Raw genomic sequence first — 17,882 nt, forward strand, 5'->3', positions numbered from 1 at the left:
CACTGAAAAACCTAGGATTCCATTCATAACTCCAATGTGATATTGATCACCGAAGTGCATTTTGTGCACAAGGACTCATCACTCACGGAGACTCTATGACCGATCCGCAATCACCTCAGCAAAGCCTTTTTCAATTTCAACGTGTCACCCGTTTCAACTTCTCTGTTTGGACTGTACTGACTGGTACATTGCTGGCACGAACCAGCTATTTTATGGCTTGGCCATTTCTGATTGTTTTCCTCTATAACGATTATGGCGTGTCGGCGCTCGAGGTCGGCATTATGCTCTCAAGCTCGGCATTAGTTGGCTCATTAACAGGTCTTTATTCGGGCTACCTGTCGGACAAATTTGGCCGCAAAAAAATTATGGTGTGCGGGAGCTTGTTAGCCTCGATCACCTATGCGGGTATCGGCGTCGCTACACAAGTGTGGCAATTTTACATTTTGGTGGTGATCACAGGGTTAATGCGCCCAATGATCGAAGGCCCTGCCAAAGCCGTTTTAGGCGATAACCTTGCCGATAAAAAAGACCGAGAGCTTGCACTAAACATCCGTTACTTTCTTTTGAACTTAGGCGGAGCGATTGGCCCGCTAATAGGCATTACACTTGCGCTGCATAAACCTCAGGCACTCTTTATTGCAACGGGTGTGACTTATCTCGTTTACTCGCTTTGGCTCTATATTGGTTTAGAGCGAACTCACCATAAAGGGGCCGTCTCTGCTGAGGCTTTACCCAATTTTGCACGGACGCTTGCGATCATTGCGAAGGATTCTGTCTTTATTCGCTTAATGATCGCGAACTTTCTAATGATGTTTGTCTATGCACAAATCGAATCTTCCATTCCACAAGTTATCGTGCGCTCTGGCATAGAACAGGCGACTCAAATCATTGCTGGATTAGTGTTAGTCAACACTATAACGATTATTGTGTTCCAATTTCCAACCCTAAAACTACTAGAGAAACAGCCCCTATTTTTCCGAGCACGCTTAGGGATGGCGTTGATGGCTGTCGCTCAATTAGGGTTTTTATTTACACCGGAGCACTGGCCCGCAGGCTGGTTACTTGCTTGCTTTGTATTGAGTATTGGGGAAGTGATTGCGTTCCCCACGCTCAATGTACAGATTGATAAACTTGCACCGGAACATTTACGAGGCTCCTACTTCGGCGCCGCCACACTATGCGCACTCGGCTTTGCTGTTGCTCCTTTGGTCGGTGGATTGATGATAGGAAGCTTAAATTCAAATTGGCTGTTTGCAGGATGCTTTGCTGTCTGCCTCATTATGATTTGGCTGTACTTTAAAGCCGAAAACAAGGCAAAAGTTCTGCACTTGCAAACCGCAGAGCAATCACTTTAACGGTAACGATTGCTTTGTTCTAACGCTCGCTTTATCTTGATCATATAGATTGATAAAGTGCTTACATTGCATTGCGCGTACAGGGAACGATATGTCACTGGCATTACTAAAAAATATTGATACGACCACTATGGCTCCAGAAGCCATTCGTAGCATTCTGGACCAATTTTCTGACTATCAAAAACAAGCGTTCTTGAATTCAGCAAACGTCGCCGAATTAGTGTTAGAACGCAGCCAGTTTATGGATGGACTGCTGCAGTTGATGTGGCAACACTTTGGCTTTGATCAATACAGCGATGCCTGTCTAGTTGCGGTTGGCGGATACGGTCGTGCTGAGCTGCACCCACTGTCGGATATCGATATATTAATCCTGACACGAAATGCCGCCAATCCAGCCATGTGTGAAAAGGTTAGCGCTTTTATTACCTTGCTTTGGGACCTTCGTCTAGAGGTAGGTCACGCGGTGAGAACGGTCGCCGAATGTGCCAAAATTGGCGGAGAAGACTTAACCGTTGCCACGAACCTTCAAGAGGCTCGCCGGATCTGCGGCAGTGAGCACGCCTTTAGTGAACTAAACGCCGTGATCGAATCGGCAGAATTCTGGCCTAGTGCAGAATTCTATAAAGCAAAACTGCAAGAACAGCGCGATCGTCACGCCCGTTATCACGACACTGGCTACAATCTCGAACCGGACATTAAATCCAGTCCTGGGGGACTGCGAGACATTCATACGCTCAGTTGGATCGCACGCCGCCATTTTGGTGCGACCTCACTGCTCGAAATGAGCCGTTATGGCTTTTTAACCGACGCTGAATACAGAGAACTGGTTGAGTGCCAAGATTACTTATGGCGAGTACGTTTTGCCCTTCACATCGAACTAAAACGCTACGACAACCGTCTTGCCTTTGGGCATCAAGCGATGGTGGCTGAACACTTAGGCTTTACTGGCGAGAAAAATCAGCCGGTTGAGCGCATGATGAAAGAATTCTATCGCACTTTACGTCGAATCTCTGAGCTCAACAAAATGCTGATCAAACTGTTTGATCAAGCCATATTGAGCCGTGGCGTGGTTCCAGAAGCCGAAATCATTAGCGCAGACTTTCAACGTCGTGGAGCATTGATTGAAGCCCGTAAGCCCGCCCTTTTTCAAGCGCGACCAGAAACCATATTGGATATGTTTATCCATATTGCCAACGACTCAAGTATTACTGGCGTTTCACCTGCAACCATGCGCCAATTGCGCACCGCTCGCAGACGGCTAAATCGTTACCTTAACGCCATTCCAGAAGCGCGTGAAAAATTCATGCAGCTGATGCGTCATCCCAATGTCCTAACGAAAGCATTACCATTGATGCACAGTTTGGGCGTTCTTGCGTCGTATCTCCCCCAATGGAGTCAAATCGTTGGGCAAATGCAGTTTGATCTGTTCCATGTGTACACCGTCGATGAACACAGTATCCGACTGCTCAAACACATTCATGGCTTTAGCTTTGCCAAAAATCACGACAAGCACCCGATTTGTTGCGAACTCTTCCCACGCATGCAAAAGAAAGAGCTGTTGCTGTTAGCGGCGATTTTCCATGACATAGGCAAAGGCCGCGGCGGCGATCACTCTGAAATTGGCGCAATCGAAGCCTACGAATTTGGCATCGAACATGGTTTGTCTAAGCCAGAAGCCAAGCTTATCTCTTGGCTGGTCAAAAACCACCTTCTCATGTCTGTGACCGCTCAAAAACGCGATATTCATGACCCGGAAGTGATCACCGAGTTTGCCAAAACGGTTCGCGACGAGGAATACCTTGAGTACCTCATTTGTCTAACGGTGGCCGATGTAAATGCCACCAACCCTGAGCTGTGGAACAGTTGGAAACGAACACTGCTTTCTGAACTGTATTATTCAACCCAGCGCGCTCTACGTCGCGGACTTGAAAACCCGGTGGATGTTCGCGACCGTATCCGCCACACCCAGCAACTGGCGTCAGCGAAATTACGCAAGCTCGACTTCACCCCTCGCGAAATCGACGTGCTATGGAGTCGGTTTAAAGCGGACTACTTTCTGCGCCATACGCCCGACCAGATTCGCTGGCATTCACAGGCGATCTTAAATGCCCCCGAGCCACACGATCAGCCGTTAGTACTGGTCAGTAAAAAAAGCAGTCGCGGAGGCACCGAAATCTTTGTATATGCCAAAGATAAACCCGCCCTTTTTGCCGATGTCGTAGCAGAGTTAGACCGACGTAACCTCAGTGTTCATGATGCGCAGATCATGACCAGCAAAGACGGGTTTGTGCTCGATACCTTTGTGGTACTCGATCGTGACGGCAACCCTGTGGACACAGAGAGGCAGTTGGTGATTGCTAACGCGGTTTCAAGCGTTGTCTGCAGCAACACCCCTAAACCGCTACGTGTTAGGCGTACCCCTCGTAATTTGAAGCACTTTAAAGTGAAAACTCGTGTTGAGTTTCTACCGACAAAAACCAATAAGCATAGTTTGGTGGAGTTCCAAGCCTTAGATACTCCGGGCTTACTGACTAAGGTCAGTTCTGCTTTTGCCGACTTGGATATTCATCTTCACGCAGCCAAGATCACCACCATTGGAGAGCGCGCAGAGGATCTGTTCATTCTCTCATCCACCAGCGGCTGTAAGCTTAATAAAGAAGAGGAAGAGGAACTTCGCGATCACTTAACCGATGTGGTTGAAGAACTGTCCCCAAGCTAATCGATCCAACGCACAAAAGAACGCCATTTGTAACAAATGTGCTACCTTAAAAGGGTAGCACTTGTTACAGTGTAAGTGTCTGCTTTTATAATAAAAAACACGTCATTCCATTTGACTTCAAAGTGAGGTTTTTATGTTCCAACACCTGCAAGGTCTAGGCATACACAATACCAAAGAGATTGAACGCTACTCAGTTCGTCAAGAAGCGCACAAAGATGTTCTAAAAATCTATTTTAAAAAGCAAAAGGGCGAGTTGTTTGCTAAGAGCGTAAAATTTAAATACCCACGCCAAGTGAAGAAAGTGCTGATGGATGACGGTAGCGGTCAATATCGCAATAAAACCGAAATTAATCGCAATTTAACCTTAGTGATTGACGAGCTAAACCAAATCACTAAACCTGTTGCTGCCGCGCCAGTGGACGTTAAACAGAAAATTTTATCTGACCTTCGCCACCTAGAAAAAGTGGTTGCCAGTAAAATTGCCGAGATCGAATCAGATCTCGAAAAGCTCAAATAACATAGCGTAAAATACTGTTACTGAGGCGTGTTCGCCTCAGTACTGGTACTGCTCAAATGCGTGTTGCCACCCAAACTCCGTCACTAAGTGATGCCAAGTCTCATCCAATTTAGCTTCTAAACAGAGTTGTACGCCGGTAAATGGATGTTCAAACTCCAATCTTGCTGCATGTAGCATCAACCGATGACAGTCGAAGTTATCTCTAAATAGCCGATTATGTTTACCATCGCCATGAGAGGTGTCACCGACTATCGGATGCTTCAAGTGTTTGAGGTGTCGCCTAAGTTGGTGCTTGCGTCCCGTCAAAGGCTTCAGTTCGACCAGCGCATAGCGCGAGGTTGGAAATCGCCCCGTTGATAAAGGCAACTCAACTTTCGCCAATGGCTGATAATCGGTCACAGCTGATTGAGGCTCTTTGTCTTGTGTGGCAAATTTATCGGCTATTTTGTCGAGTTCAACTTTAAGTGGGTAATCGAGCCGTCCGCCCTCTTCTATCCATCCACGCACTAACGCCAAATAGGTTTTCACCATCTGATGCTCAGCAAACATCGGCATGGTTTTAGAGGCTATCTCACTAGACAATCCAAACACCAAAACACCAGACGTAGGTCGATCCAAACGATGCAATGGAAACACATGCTGACCAATCTGGTCTCGCAGCGTTTGCATCACAAATTGCGTTTCGTGTTTGTCTAACCAAGATCGGTGGACTAACATGCCAGCAGGTTTATTCACGGCAACAAAGTATTCATCTTGGTAAATTATCTCGAGCATTTAAGCGCACTCTTTATCAATGTGAGACAAAATAACCAGCAGTTCACGAAACTGCGTTTGAGTCTGCCACACTTGTTCAAAGTAAGGGGTTATTTCAAATCCACTTGGCAACATTTGTTGTGAATGGATGAGCTGCGTCATTTTTGGCAAAAACACCCACTGTAACCACTCTGAGGCAGACAATGTATCTACGGCAAAGGGTTGTGAGCTTGCGAGGCGCTCTGCACTCGGGGGGGATTGCTGCCACTCGTCCAACAAAACTAACTGACTCTTAAGCTCTTCGAATAATTGAAGTAAGCGCCGAGATCTATTTGTATCAAATACTACGCTCATCACGTCATCACCCTTGAATTTTGCCGCAAGATTACCATGTTATAGGGTAGTAATCTAAATCTAACAGCAGCAAACACCATGGACGCCATCAAAACCATAAGCCAACTTCTTACCCAAAGTGGGTGCGACTACGCCATCTACGATCTCGGGCGCCGAATCGAAGTCATCCCCAATCAAGACTTTGAACAGGTTGAACAAAGCCGGCTCCCATACCCATATCCGGTTCAGCGGCAGGCGCAATTTGCCATTACTTATTGGAATGAAGCGGGCGAACCTTGGTTTTGGTTTTTAAAATTTGAGCTCGACGAGCGCGGATTGCTAAACAGTGCGGATCTAGGCAACTTCTTAAAATACGTGATTGACGCCATGGGAAGTCGATTGCAAAAAAAACTGACCGACGAACAACAAGAACAGTTGGCCAACAACCCTTATACCTTTAAACCCAAGGAAGATAAGTTGGCAATGTTCAACTCGATGGTTAGAACAAAACTGGATCTTCCAGCAAGCCAATACCTTGATCACGCTGACCACTATTTTCAGGGGCAATTGGGCTGGGACAACTGGCAAACTGTCGGCCTGCAAGGCATCACCGACTTGGCTGCCCGTCTTTCATTTGCGCAAAACGAGCGCACCATAAAAAAAGCTCTGTCGCACTTACCAAACCAACCTTTGTATGCACTGCTGGGCGCACTAGAGCACTGCCAGATCAGCGCTTCAATGGCGAATAAGTTACTGGATAGATTTTACGACGAACTAAAAAAACCAGACGTCGACCTCTTTTTGGTCACCGCTTTATTGCGCGCTATGGCCGGCGATAAGAGCGATGCATTACCTACTGCGCTAAATACCGTTTTGAGCCGACCAGAGTTGTGTCACCCGGAAATGATGATTGCCATTGCAGGACGCAGTTGGTCTCCCCTTGGCACAGCGTCAGTGGCCGAGCAGTACTTAATTCGACTCGCTCAAACCCAACAGCAAACGTTGTTCAATCAACTGTTCGCGGATCTGGTCATGATTCCTAAATTACGCATGGTGCTGCTACCATTGTTAAACCAAGCCCCCTCTGCCGAATTAGAGCAAGCACTGCTTGCTTTACAACGCACAACGACTCAAGGAAGCTAAACGTTGATCTCCGATCTACTCGCCATCCTAGGGGTGGCCTTTGCAGCCTATCTATTTTGGCAACAACGAAAGCAATCCGAATATGCCAAAAAAGCGGTTGCTCGTCACTGCGAGCAACATGGGTTACAGCTTGTCAGTGTGGCATTTGGCGCACACAAATTTAAGAAGCTGCGAGGCAGCTGGCGCTGGTATACTCAATATCAATTTGAGTTTTCCTCGTTAGGGGACGATTGTTATCAAGGGGAATTGATCATGCGTGGCTTCCACGTATCGCACTTCCAAACCCCACCATATCGCATGTAAGGATCCGCAATGCTCACCCAAGATGTCACCGATGAATTAAACCGTGTCTTTGAACAACTCGCAGCACAAGGCAAAGAGCCTACGTTGGCGCTGGTTAAGGCAAGAATGTCCACTAGCGTACCTATGCCAGCCCTTATTGCTGCCATTAAAAGCTGGAAATCGAGTAATAAAGTACCAAAGATTGAAGTAGCCGCTGAGACTACCACCTCCGAGCTTGAGCGAATCGAGCAATTGGAACAACAAATCAAACAATTGCAGCAGCGTATAGCCGCACTAGAAGCAAAACAATAGGCTCCCAATGGCAAAAATTTTAGTAGATGCGGACGCGTGTCCCAAGGTTCATCGTGAAACCTTAGTAAGAGCCTCTGAACGTACTGGTGTGCATTGCGTTTTTATTGCCAATCATGCCATTCCCTTGCCCAAACGAGCCACCATTACCTTTTTGCAAGTCTCTAGTGGTTTCGATATCGCGGACCACGAAATTGTGCAGCGAGCAGAGGCGGGCGACTTAATCATTTCATCGGATATCCCACTGGCTGATGAAGTGATTGAGAAAGGCGCGTTAGTACTCAATAGCCGTGGCGAAATGCTGACCAAAGAAGTGATAAAAGCCAAGCTAAACATGCGCGATTTTATGGAAACCATGCGCGCAAGTGGCGTACAAACAGGTGGACCTAACGCCCTATCGCAGACCGATAGACGCGAATTCGCCAATCAGCTCGACCGTTGGTTAGCCAGAAATAAACCGTAATTGGGCCGACCTCAGTCGGATTTCATCTTGTGCGGTGCTGGTTGACCATACTCTTCGATGAACGCCTTAAATACCGCATCGAGTTTATCTTTGTCGGCATAGTGATCGAGATTTTCAAGCAATATGGTCAGCAAGTAGTTATTGCTAAAATGGTACTGCTCATTAAGATCTCGCAACGCCTGATACCCTTTTTCAGACGTTGCTGCACTAAAGCGCTTGGGGAGTGGATATCGTTTCGCCATTACTTTAATTGATCCCATGATATGTTTGACACAATACGACAAGCGTCGCACTTAAAATGGAAAATGTCGTGGGCGGGCTCTTCAAGTAACCACTCTCCGTCACACTTAGGGCAGCTGCGAGCTTTTTCTTGCGCCAAGCTTTTTCCGCCAACGCGATATTGATAGTAGTAAGTTGGCACCTTAGTGATGTATTCGATTCGCCCTCTTAAGTCCCAACCCCGGCGAAACAGATCCGAGCCAATATCGGTGATCTCTCGCAATGCCGCATGTTCAGCTTTGCACCCACCAGCCATCTGAATTTCATCGCAGGCTTGCCATTCTGTTTGCCACTTAATCACCGCTTTATGATCGCCATTGAGCGTCGGTGGGTTTCGATACAAAGGAATAGGTAACAATGTATCACCACTACGAAGCGGCGAGCAGGTGTGCACATAGGTAGTGTAAAGCAGTTGCCAACTTGGCAGTTCACCTTCGCAAACCGAAGGATCGCTTGCTTGAGAATTGAGGTCTTGACCCACCAGGCGCACTTTAGGCGCTAGCAGCTTGGCTTCACTGAGCTTATCTACCGCAAAACGCACATAGTCTGAGTGATTGCGAGGATGTAAGCTCTCTTGCTCTGGGCACACCACTCGTGTCACGAATACGCCCTCACCCATTGCGATAGGAAACTCTCGCCCTAAAATCTGCCCGTTAAATCGAAGTGCTTCGTACAAGCCGTTGATCGCCTTTTCAACCGCGGTAATGGTGGTGTTATCGAAACATTCAAATTCAATATCGACTAAAAACACTTACACCTCGACCTGGTCTAAAAAGCTGGCTAAATCGGAGGCAAGGACATCACGATTACTGGTGCCTAGACGCTCCAAAATCACTTCTCCTGACAAGTTACATATCGAAATCACATCCAGTTCCGCATCAGTCACCCCAATAAACACAGTGGGTTTTAGTTTCAATCGGCGCTGCGTCACGAGGTGCCCAAGGATATTCTCTTGCAAGCGGTCAAAGTCGTCATCACTCCATACTTGCAATAAAGTGAATGGGTTGCCTTTCCAAGAGAACGCCATGTCTGCGCAGTATTGAACGCCATAAAACGCTTTGATGCTTGATTGTAATTCTAGCTCAATCCCCTCCTCCACATTGCTGAAATCCCGGTGAGGTTGGCAAGGTTTTGGTAACCAAGCATCGCCTACGAGACATGGAGAGCCCACACCCTGTAAATCGTCAGGAATAGGCAAACCACTGTCTATCGCTTGTTTTTTCTCCAACACACGCTGAGTGAGTCGCTGCAATGCAAGTTCTATGTCTTGATTCATGGGAAAGTTTTGTCCTTTGGCTCATCAACAGATGACTTTGAAAGAGGCATTCTGTAAAATTTGACCTTAGTTTAATCCAATTCCCCCATAATGATGAGCAAATATTCAGACGCAGAAGCACTACAAGGTTTAACCTTAGGCCAATCGACCGCCTACACCAGCGAATACGACGCAACGTTGCTGCAGTCTGTGCCACGCAGTCTCAATCGAGACGACCTAAACTTGCCTCATCCATTGCCTTTTTTTGGGTGCGATATTTGGACTATGTACGAGCTGTCTTGGCTTAATAATAATGGTTTACCTCAAGTAGCCATCGGCGAAGTAAGACTTCCAGCAACCTCTCCGAACTTAATCGAATCAAAGTCGTTCAAGCTCTACCTAAATAGCTTCAATCAGACCAAATTCGATTGTTGGGACAACGTTCAACAAACCTTACAAAAAGACCTTAGCCAATGCGCCGGCGAGTCGGTATCGGTGCGGTTAAGCGCCTTACACTCTTTTACTGGTCAGGGCGTTGCCAATTTTTCGGGCGCATGCATAGACCATTTACCGGTGGTCATCGACAATTACGACTTTGACCCTGCGCTGCTTAAACTGGACGCATCAGGTGAGAGTGTTGAAGAAACACTGCATAGCCACCTACTGAAATCAAACTGCTTGATCACCAATCAGCCTGATTGGGGCAGCGTAGAGATACACTATCAAGGTGCAAAAATTGACCATGAGAGCTTACTGAAGTACTTAGTCTCTTTTCGTCAGCACAATGAATTTCATGAGCAATGTGTAGAGCGGATTTTTACCGATATTATGGGGTTATGCCAACCAACAGAACTTACCGTATACGCTCGGTATACACGCCGAGGGGGCTTGGACATTAACCCGTATCGCTCTACGAGTGAGGCAACACCATCGCACAACATTCGCATGGCCAGACAATAACTCTTATGGTGGCAATAAAGGCTCTCATTCAAGGTTTACAACGTGTATCGGTACGCCAAGTTGGCATGCTTTATATTCTCGTTCTCTCAATAGCTCTAACGTCGTTTTCTGCGACTGCTCAGCTCAGTGATGCAAATACACCCAAAATTCTCACAGACGCCAATAAATTGGTTGTGTTATCACCCAGTCAGGCTCGTCACTTTGCCATAACCTATCTCACTGAAAACAATTTATTGTCTCGAGAAAGTCGCGACCGTAAAGATATGGCGTCAGAACCACAGCAAGTTAGAAATGCTATTTACGCTCATCAGGTGCTGGCGATATCTGAGTACTTATTGCGAAATCCCCGTCAATCCAAGCTAGAAATTGATACTGCGATTGAGCTCGCTCAGCAACGTAATACCCAGCCACACCTCATTGATTCGTTGCTTATAAAAGCGCGCTTACAGTTGGAAATGAACACCAGCAAAGAAGTCGTGCAAGATACTTTGAAGCAAGCACAGGAGCGTTACTCGCAATGGAAATCCAGCTTGCCGGCCGGGGCTCTCGAGAGTGATCATTTGGCCTTTAAGTCACAATACCTAAGACAGTCAGCAGAGCTGTACTCCATGATGAATAACTCGACTTCCTCCGATGAGTTATTTGAGCAACTGAATCAACTGCTAGAACAATCGCCCAATGAGATGCAATCCATTCTATTTGGACTCAGTTACGGTGAGCATTTGCACAGGCATAAACGATACAATGAATCCACCAAAGAGCTGATCGAAGCCTATTGGCGGGCTGTAGAGTTTGATCAGGCTGAGTTTTTAGCGCGAGTAAACTACCAACTTGGCAAGCTGTATGCCGACAGGGGAACCTACGAGTTGTCGGAGGCGCATTTTGAGCAATCTGCCAGTTTTTACGGTGCCTACGAAACCTCACCCTATTACGCGGGAGTGATCAATCGGCTGGCTGACGTCTACTTTGTTCAAGGTAAATATAACCTTGCGCTGGTGCAGTACTTTAACGTTTTGGAACACCAAATTTCGCAAAGGAATTTAGAGTCAATCATCAATATTCGCTTGCGGCTCGCGCGTACTTACATAAACTTGTTCAACTACGCATTGGCAGAACAGTATTTAGAGCGTGCTAAAGAACTGCTTATATTTAGCAACACCGGCAATGGTATTTTCGAAGCGAATATTATCGAAGCCACACTCTACAACCTTCAGCAACAGCCTGAAAAAGCGATTCAAGTACTCGCACGTCAATTCGAACAGGAGCGTGGTTCTTATTCAATAGAGCATCAAATTGAAGCAGCCCAAGTACTGACAACCGCTTATGACGAAACAGGTCAAGCCGAAAAAGCGCTGGCAGCACTTCAGCTTCATAATCAACTAGTGAACGCCCAAATCATGGAAAAAAGCGCATTAGCCAAACTCACGCTATTACGCCAAATAGAATCCTACGAAAAGGCGATCCATTACAAATCTCAAGTACTGGAATTAGAAAGTGCACAAACCGATCAGGACAAATTCAGAAAGATCGCATTAGGACTGTCATTTGGAATCCTGATTTTTATTCTTTTTTATATTCAAAAATCTATTGCCTATCACTCAGTAAAAGACAAACTGGAGTTACTCTCTGAGGAGCTTTACACTCATCCGCGCTCTAAATTGCAAAACTTGAGAATGATTAACGCCAGTTTGGCACCATCACTGGCAAAAAGTAGCGCCAGCTTTGAGCAATGGCAATTAGGTGAACTCATTAACGAGCCACTGAGTGACCGCCTTCGCTTCGCGTTGTTGGACGTTTCTATCATTCGAAATGTATACAGTGACAAAGGGTATCAAGTTGGTCTTAAGATCGAGAAAGCGTTCGGTCAGCACTTAAGGGATCAACTGCAAGAAGGAGAACGGCTGTACCACTTCTCTGACGGTATCTTTTTGTTTATTCAATCGAAATCAGAAGCCTCTCCGTCGGTAGAAGCACTGTTTGAACGTTTTGTCGGCTGGTTGGAGAGCTTTACTCGCCACTCAACACATGAGCCAATGCTTAGAGTCAGTTTTGTTGATTACCCGTTTTTACCACGCGCGTTAACCGCAATAGACGACAAAGAATTAATTGATATATTGCTACTCAGTAACAATATCGCTAAGCAAATTCAGCAGCAGCAGCCCGGAGAACATTGGGTTCATTTGCAAGCTATCACTCATGCTCCGGCGGCGAGTTTTGCTGGTGACAACATTAGAAAATCCTGTGTGCAAGCAATTGCGCAAGGTCTGATCAAAGTTCATTCATCTTGTACATCAGAAGACATAATAAAGAGCATATCGTACGATTGACGATATAATCTTTGCCCTATACTATTAGATAATTATGCATACGCTAGTAAGACTACAACAACACACGTTGAATCTGCCTATCAGTGTGACAAATCGATGAAAACAAGGAAATGACATTGTAATGGGGATTGTTGAGTCAGACATCCAAAAGCAGATTGCAAAGTTAAGCAAGCAGTTGGAAAGTGCTAAGCTTGCTCAACGTGACGCGACTCTAAAATCCTCACGTGAATCGGCCGCGCTTAAGCGACTCATCATCACTCTAGCGGGTGAATATCGCACTGAGTCAGATGAAACTGAGCAGCAGCTTACGGCACTGCGCGTCGAACTAGAGAATAATTCGGACCTGTCAAAAGTCATGGCAAGGCTCGCGATCGTAGAACATGTATTGCGTCAAGATGCGCAGCACTATCATCAAAAGAAAAATCATTTCGATGAAACCGTTCAGCAAAGTGGCGAATTTTTACAACGCTTCCCAATACTGCCACGTAACTTAAAACAAGACCTGCGCATATTAATGACGCGCCCGCACTATAGTTCTGGACATATAGTGGCCACCGCAACGCGGCTACTGCAAATCTATGAGAGCGGTTTAAAAGCCTGTGTTCATAAAAATGGGGTCCCTCAAACGCACCCCGATTTTGACACTGGACTGCTCAAACAACTGAATCAAGAGCTGCAAACGTTAATCACCCAAATCGACTTTGCCGGTGATGCAGGAGAAATGCTAGCCGATGTTCGAGCCAAACTGATGCTCGGTTGCTCGGGAGAAGAGCTGCTGAGAATTACGTTGAGCGTACTTAAGCTTGTTTTAGACGGTACCGATTATGAAAGGCGCACCTCAGAAACGTTTTTAACACAAGTGAATGAGTCGCTAACCAGTATTGAAACCTCCACAAAGAACAGTTTAGAGCAAGCACGCTCGACAGCGACTCAGCGAGCGGACCTTAATCAAGAGCTTCAAGAAACCGTTGGTAAAACCAAAAAGCTGACCGTTTCTTTGGAAGACGGTGCCAAAAAAGCGATGACACCTGCGGTTCAACAAATGGCTAACTTGGCCGACCGATTTGTTCAATCCAGTCAACGTGAACAGCATTTAATTGAACAACTTCAATTTGCAGAGTCACAACTGGCGGCTTTAAGTGATGTCACTCAAGATTATCGTCGCCGACTGGATGATCAGCAGCAACGAGCCAAAAAAGATCCATTAACTCAGTTGTACAACCACTCTGCCATTATCGATATTGTGGCGGTGGAATATCAGAAATGGATCCGCTCGCAAAGCTCCATCCATTTAGCGCTGCTTGATATTAATCGATTTAAAGAGATCAACGACAGCTTTGGTTTTACCGCTGGCGACAAAGCACTCACCATCATTGCCCGTACAGTCAGAGAGGAAGTGGGGCATATCGGCGAAGTTGGCCGATTTACGGGTGAGAAGTTTTTAATTTTGATACGCAATCAAAATCATAAGCAGTGCCGTACGATTTTGGAAAGCATTCGCACCTCTATTGCTGCATTGCCGTTTCGTTTTAAAACCCAAGATATTCGGATCAGCGCTTCCATCGCCTGCACACAATTCGATGAAAATCATTCCTCGGAAGAATGTATCGAACGATTGGCACAAGAAATTTCTACGATTAAGAAACAAGGTTCAAACGATATACACTGGCTCTAACCAGCTCTATCTCAATACTGCACTTTTATAAAACAGTGACTTAGCATATATTGTTAACTAGGGGTTACAAAAACCTAGTTAACAATAGCAATAACTATAATTATAAGGTGCCTTTATGATCACAAGCATTAGTCCTGCAGGAAGCCTCGAGCTCCTCTCGCAACTTGAAGTAGAACGCCTCAAAAAAACGGCCTCAAGCGATCTCTATCAACTCTACCGAAACTGTACCCTCGCCGTCTTAAACTCGGGTAGCCATACCGACGACTCAGAAGCGTTGCTAAAAGAATACCAATCCTTTGATGTTGACGTCGTGCAACGCGAACGAGGGGTTAAGCTGGTGCTATCACATGCGCCAACACACGCCTTTGTTGACGGGGTGATCATCAAAGGGATTCAAGAGCACCTTTTCTCGGTGTTACGAGACATTATTTATGTCAACTTACAGATTGAAGCTAACCCTCAGATTAATTTGACCAATGCCGTCCATATCACCAACACAGTGTTTAGAATCTTACGCAACGCCGGTGCAATGAAGATGGGTGTCGATCCCAATTTAATCGTCTGTTGGGGTGGCCACTCAATTAATCCGGTTGAGTATCAGTACACGCGAGAAGTCGGTAATGAACTGGGGCTTCGTGAGCTGAATGTATGCACTGGTTGCGGACCTGGCGCGATGGAAGGGCCAATGAAAGGTGCGGCCATTGGTCATGCTAAGCAGCGTTATACTCAACCGCGCTACATTGGGTTGACTGAACCCTCAATTATTGCCGCTGAGCCGCCAAACCCCATCGTCAATGAACTTATCATCATGCCTGACATAGAGAAGCGCTTGGAAGCCTTTGTCCGCCTGGGACACGGCATTATTATTTTTCCTGGCGGGCCAGGAACAGCGGAAGAGCTACTCTATATATTGGGTATCATGCTTCACCCCGATAATCGCGATCAACCCATGCCGATTGTATTGACTGGTCCTAAGGAGAGCGAGGCCTATTTCCGCTCAATAGATCTTTTTATTCGAGAGACCTTAGGCGTGGAAGCGGCAAGCCTTTACGAGATCGTGATTGATGATCCAGCCAAAGCCGCGCAAATTATGAAAAACGCGATGCCGGCGGTAAAAGAGCACCGCAAAAGCAAAGAAGACTCCTATAGCTACAATTGGTCACTGACCATCGAGCCTGAGTTTCAAATGCCGTTTGAACCGACACACGACAGTATGGCAAACCTCGACTTACATCTAGAACAAAAGCCAGAAATTTTAGCTGCGAATCTGCGACGTGCTTTCTCAGGTGTTGTAGCAGGGAACGTTAAAGCTGAAGGCATTAGAGAGATCAAACAACACGGGCCGTTTATATTGGATGGCGATAAATCGCTAATGACCAAAATGGATCGTCTGTTAGGCGATTTTGTGGAGCAACAACGCATGAAGCTCCCAGGGTCTACCTATACACCATGTTATAAAGTAAAGACCTAAAGTTACCACAAAAGTCATCCTTACTTAATACTCTGTAACAGGATACAATGGGGCTTCGGCCCCATTTTTCGTAACATAATCATGGCACTACATCTGGTTATAATTGATGCGCTAAACCTGATCCGTCGCGTCCACTCCGCGCAGCCGGATCCGGCGGATATTCAACGGACCATTACCACTACCTCACGGACATTACATCGAATTTTTGATGAAACAAAGCCGAGTCACATCATTGCAGTTTTTGATCATCACCAGCAGGTACGTGGATGGCGAGCCGAACGATTTCCAGCCTATAAGCAAGACCGAAAACCGATGCCTGTCGAGCTGCAAAATGGCCTCGATGCCATTCAACAAGCATGGTGGGAGCTAGGGATTGACTCACTGCTGTCTGACGGTGACGAAGCCGATGATCTTGTCGCCACCTTGGCCGTCAAAGTGGCAAGCCAGCAGCAACAAGTCACTATTATTTCGACCGACAAAGGCTATTGCCAATTACTGATGCCAACCCTGCGTATTCGCGACTACTTTCAGCATCGTTGGCTAGATGCGAGCTACGTAGAAAAAGAGTTTGGCGTCAAAGTATCTCAGTTACCGGACTATTGGGGACTAACAGGCATTAGTGGAACAGGGTTAACCGGGATACCCGGCATTGGTCCTAAAGCGGCTCATGAGCTGCTTGCGTTATGTGAAAACATCGAACAAATTTATAACTACGCCGACATTCCCAACAAGTACCAGAAAAAATTGGATGGCCAACAACAACATGCGTTGCTTTGCCGTGAACTGGCACGGTTAAACACAGACCTTGAGCTTGGGTTTAATTTGCAGGATTTAAGATGGAAAAAACCGCACTCATGATGACTGCGGTTTTAGAAGATATCGACAGAGTAAAACGACGATTACCAACCTAAGTTAGTATGCGCCTGCACATGGACCGTGATCTCTTCTCGATCGTGGTAAAGGTGCTTAGCTTGGAGCGTGAACTTAATGCCGTTTTCTTTTAAGAAAATCTTTAAGTTTTCAATATCCTCTAGCACTTCTTCATAGCGACCTTTCATTGGTAATTTCAGGTTAAAAATCGCTTCTTTACACCAACCTTTAATCAACCACTCTCCCATCAATTGGGCAACGCGAGATGGTTTCTCGATCATATCGCATACCAACCAGGTAACATTCTTACGAGGTGGTTCAAACTTAAACCCATCAACCTGATGATGCTTAACTTGCCCTGTGTCCATCAAGCTATCTGCCATCATGCCATTATCGATGGCGTGAACAAACATAGAACGCTTCACCAATTGATAGGTCCAGCCACCGGGACAGGCTCCTAAATCAACAGCCCACATACCAGAAGACAACCGTGTATCCCATTCTGACTTAGGTATGAACACGTGAAACGCCTCTTCCAATTTAAGCGTCGAGCGACTGGGTGCATCGGCTGGAAACTTAAGTCTTGGGATCCCCATAGCGAAAGCTGAGTTATTACCATTGTACGAGTAACCGACAAAGCAGTGACCAGACGCGACAAAGCAGGCGTGCATGACAGGTTTATTGGCATGCTCTTTTTTCATCAATACCGATTTACCGCGCAACGCTTGTCGAAGTGGCACGGTAAATTTACGACAAAACTTAGACAATTCTTTTGCTTCGTTGGTGTCTGGAGTTTCAACACGTAACTCGCCACACAGTGGAATGTTGTCGTGCTCGGAAAGTGCATCCAAAATAGGGCTAATCCGGTCATCCGCAGGCAGCTCTTTTAGCTCTGCTATTACCGCAAAAATCTGCCGTGCAAAAATCAGAGTTTGAAACTCAACCTGCTTAGCAAGCTTATCGGCGTCCCCATCTTGATAACATTCAAACAGCACATACCCGCTGTTACGCGTCATACGAGGAAACCCATACACTTCGAGTGAAGTCGCTTTATCTTGGATCTCTCCAGCACACTCTTTTTCAAAACCGGGGCGACAATAAAGCATTAAGTGTTTCAAACCACACCTCTTAAACAAATCGATAAATAATAAACAGGCGGAGCATAGCACAT

The 17,882-nt window shown here is 46.2% G+C and carries 18 protein-coding genes; 12 read left to right on the plus strand and 6 right to left on the minus strand.

Features of this window, described 5'->3' with window-relative positions; all coding sequences use genetic code 11:
- Nucleotides 1-95 precede the first annotated feature (95 nt).
- From ST37_RS11555 to ST37_RS11565, 3 genes are all read left to right on the plus strand, one after another.
- Nucleotides 96-1,355: an MFS transporter gene (locus ST37_RS11555; RefSeq protein ID WP_084886408.1), complete on the plus strand. Its 1,260-nt coding sequence runs from the start codon at nucleotides 96-98 to the stop codon at nucleotides 1,353-1,355.
- Nucleotides 1,356-1,446: 91 nt separating this feature from the next.
- Entirely contained in the window at nucleotides 1,447-4,074 is a 2,628-nt protein-coding gene (glnD, locus tag ST37_RS11560) for a bifunctional uridylyltransferase/uridylyl-removing protein GlnD (RefSeq protein ID WP_084886410.1), read from the plus strand.
- A 133-nt stretch (nucleotides 4,075-4,207) separates the two neighbouring features.
- A complete protein-coding gene (locus ST37_RS11565; RefSeq protein WP_084886413.1) occupies nucleotides 4,208-4,591 on the plus strand; it encodes a DUF3461 family protein in 384 nt (127 codons plus the stop codon).
- A gap of 36 nt (nucleotides 4,592-4,627) precedes the next feature.
- Here the strand turns inward: ST37_RS11565 and truC are convergent, their stop codons facing one another.
- Both truC and ST37_RS11575 read right to left on the minus strand, forming a co-directional pair.
- Nucleotides 4,628-5,365 (minus strand): tRNA pseudouridine(65) synthase TruC, encoded by a 738-nt coding sequence (gene truC, locus ST37_RS11570; protein ID WP_084886415.1) that lies wholly within the window; start codon nucleotides 5,363-5,365, stop codon nucleotides 4,628-4,630.
- Nucleotides 5,366-5,698 carry a YqcC family protein gene (locus ST37_RS11575; protein ID WP_084886418.1) on the minus strand — a complete coding sequence of 111 codons (333 nt, stop codon included), beginning with the start codon at nucleotides 5,696-5,698 and terminating at the stop codon, nucleotides 5,366-5,368.
- 78 nt (nucleotides 5,699-5,776) lie between these two features.
- Here ST37_RS11575 and ST37_RS11580 point away from each other — a divergent pair, with 78 nt between their 5' ends.
- From ST37_RS11580 to ST37_RS11595, 4 genes are read left to right on the plus strand one after another with little or no spacing between them, the layout of a single operon-like run.
- The gene (locus ST37_RS11580) at nucleotides 5,777-6,820 is read left to right on the plus strand and encodes a DUF3549 family protein (protein WP_084886421.1); all 1,044 of its coding nucleotides are present in this window, start codon (nucleotides 5,777-5,779) and stop codon (nucleotides 6,818-6,820) included.
- A 3-nt stretch (nucleotides 6,821-6,823) separates the two neighbouring features.
- Entirely contained in the window at nucleotides 6,824-7,123 is a 300-nt protein-coding gene (locus ST37_RS11585) for a DUF3301 domain-containing protein (RefSeq protein WP_084886423.1), read from the plus strand.
- A gap of 9 nt (nucleotides 7,124-7,132) precedes the next feature.
- Complete coding sequence (locus tag ST37_RS11590) at nucleotides 7,133-7,414, plus strand: hypothetical protein (protein ID WP_084886426.1); 282 nt, start codon at nucleotides 7,133-7,135, stop codon at nucleotides 7,412-7,414.
- A 7-nt stretch (nucleotides 7,415-7,421) separates the two neighbouring features.
- Nucleotides 7,422-7,874 carry a YaiI/YqxD family protein gene (locus ST37_RS11595; RefSeq protein ID WP_084886429.1) on the plus strand — a complete coding sequence of 151 codons (453 nt, stop codon included), beginning with the start codon at nucleotides 7,422-7,424 and terminating at the stop codon, nucleotides 7,872-7,874.
- A gap of 11 nt (nucleotides 7,875-7,885) precedes the next feature.
- Here ST37_RS11595 and ST37_RS11600 read toward each other — a convergent pair whose 3' ends face one another.
- The 3 genes from ST37_RS11600 to syd are packed head-to-tail and all read right to left on the minus strand — an operon-like array spanning nucleotide 7,886 to nucleotide 9,429.
- Entirely contained in the window at nucleotides 7,886-8,116 is a 231-nt protein-coding gene (locus ST37_RS11600) for a hypothetical protein (protein WP_084886432.1), read from the minus strand.
- Nucleotides 8,116-8,904 (minus strand): Zn-ribbon-containing protein, encoded by a 789-nt coding sequence (locus ST37_RS11605; RefSeq protein ID WP_084886434.1) that lies wholly within the window; start codon nucleotides 8,902-8,904, stop codon nucleotides 8,116-8,118. Before ST37_RS11605 ends, ST37_RS11600 begins: the two co-directional genes overlap by 1 nt.
- On the minus strand, nucleotides 8,905-9,429 hold the full coding sequence (gene syd / locus ST37_RS11610; protein ID WP_084886437.1) for a SecY-interacting protein: 525 nt from the start codon (nucleotides 9,427-9,429) through the stop codon (nucleotides 8,905-8,907).
- 93 nt (nucleotides 9,430-9,522) lie between these two features.
- Between syd and queF the strand changes: the two genes are divergently transcribed.
- The 5 genes from queF (at nucleotide 9,523) to xni (ending at nucleotide 16,699) form a co-directional block, all read left to right on the plus strand.
- Complete coding sequence (gene queF, locus ST37_RS11615; RefSeq protein WP_084886682.1) at nucleotides 9,523-10,368, plus strand: NADPH-dependent 7-cyano-7-deazaguanine reductase QueF; 846 nt, start codon at nucleotides 9,523-9,525, stop codon at nucleotides 10,366-10,368.
- Nucleotides 10,369-10,373: 5 nt separating this feature from the next.
- The gene (locus tag ST37_RS11620) at nucleotides 10,374-12,695 is read left to right on the plus strand and encodes a hypothetical protein (RefSeq protein ID WP_084886440.1); all 2,322 of its coding nucleotides are present in this window, start codon (nucleotides 10,374-10,376) and stop codon (nucleotides 12,693-12,695) included.
- Between the two features lie 121 nt (nucleotides 12,696-12,816).
- Nucleotides 12,817-14,370, plus strand: a complete 1,554-nt coding sequence (locus ST37_RS11625; protein WP_084886443.1) for a GGDEF domain-containing protein — start codon at nucleotides 12,817-12,819, stop codon at nucleotides 14,368-14,370.
- 115 nt (nucleotides 14,371-14,485) lie between these two features.
- Complete coding sequence (gene ppnN / locus ST37_RS11630; RefSeq protein ID WP_084886446.1) at nucleotides 14,486-15,841, plus strand: nucleotide 5'-monophosphate nucleosidase PpnN; 1,356 nt, start codon at nucleotides 14,486-14,488, stop codon at nucleotides 15,839-15,841.
- An 81-nt stretch (nucleotides 15,842-15,922) separates the two neighbouring features.
- Nucleotides 15,923-16,699, plus strand: a complete 777-nt coding sequence (gene xni, locus ST37_RS11635) for a flap endonuclease Xni (RefSeq protein WP_084886449.1) — start codon at nucleotides 15,923-15,925, stop codon at nucleotides 16,697-16,699.
- 41 nt (nucleotides 16,700-16,740) lie between these two features.
- On the opposite strand, the gene rlmM is transcribed toward xni, so the two are convergent.
- On the minus strand, nucleotides 16,741-17,829 hold the full coding sequence (gene rlmM / locus ST37_RS11640; protein WP_084886452.1) for a 23S rRNA (cytidine(2498)-2'-O)-methyltransferase RlmM: 1,089 nt from the start codon (nucleotides 17,827-17,829) through the stop codon (nucleotides 16,741-16,743).
- Nucleotides 17,830-17,882: the final 53 nt, after the last annotated feature.

Source organism: Vibrio sp. qd031, from assembly GCF_002100145.1.
Classification (GTDB): Bacteria; Pseudomonadota; Gammaproteobacteria; order Enterobacterales; family Vibrionaceae; genus Vibrio.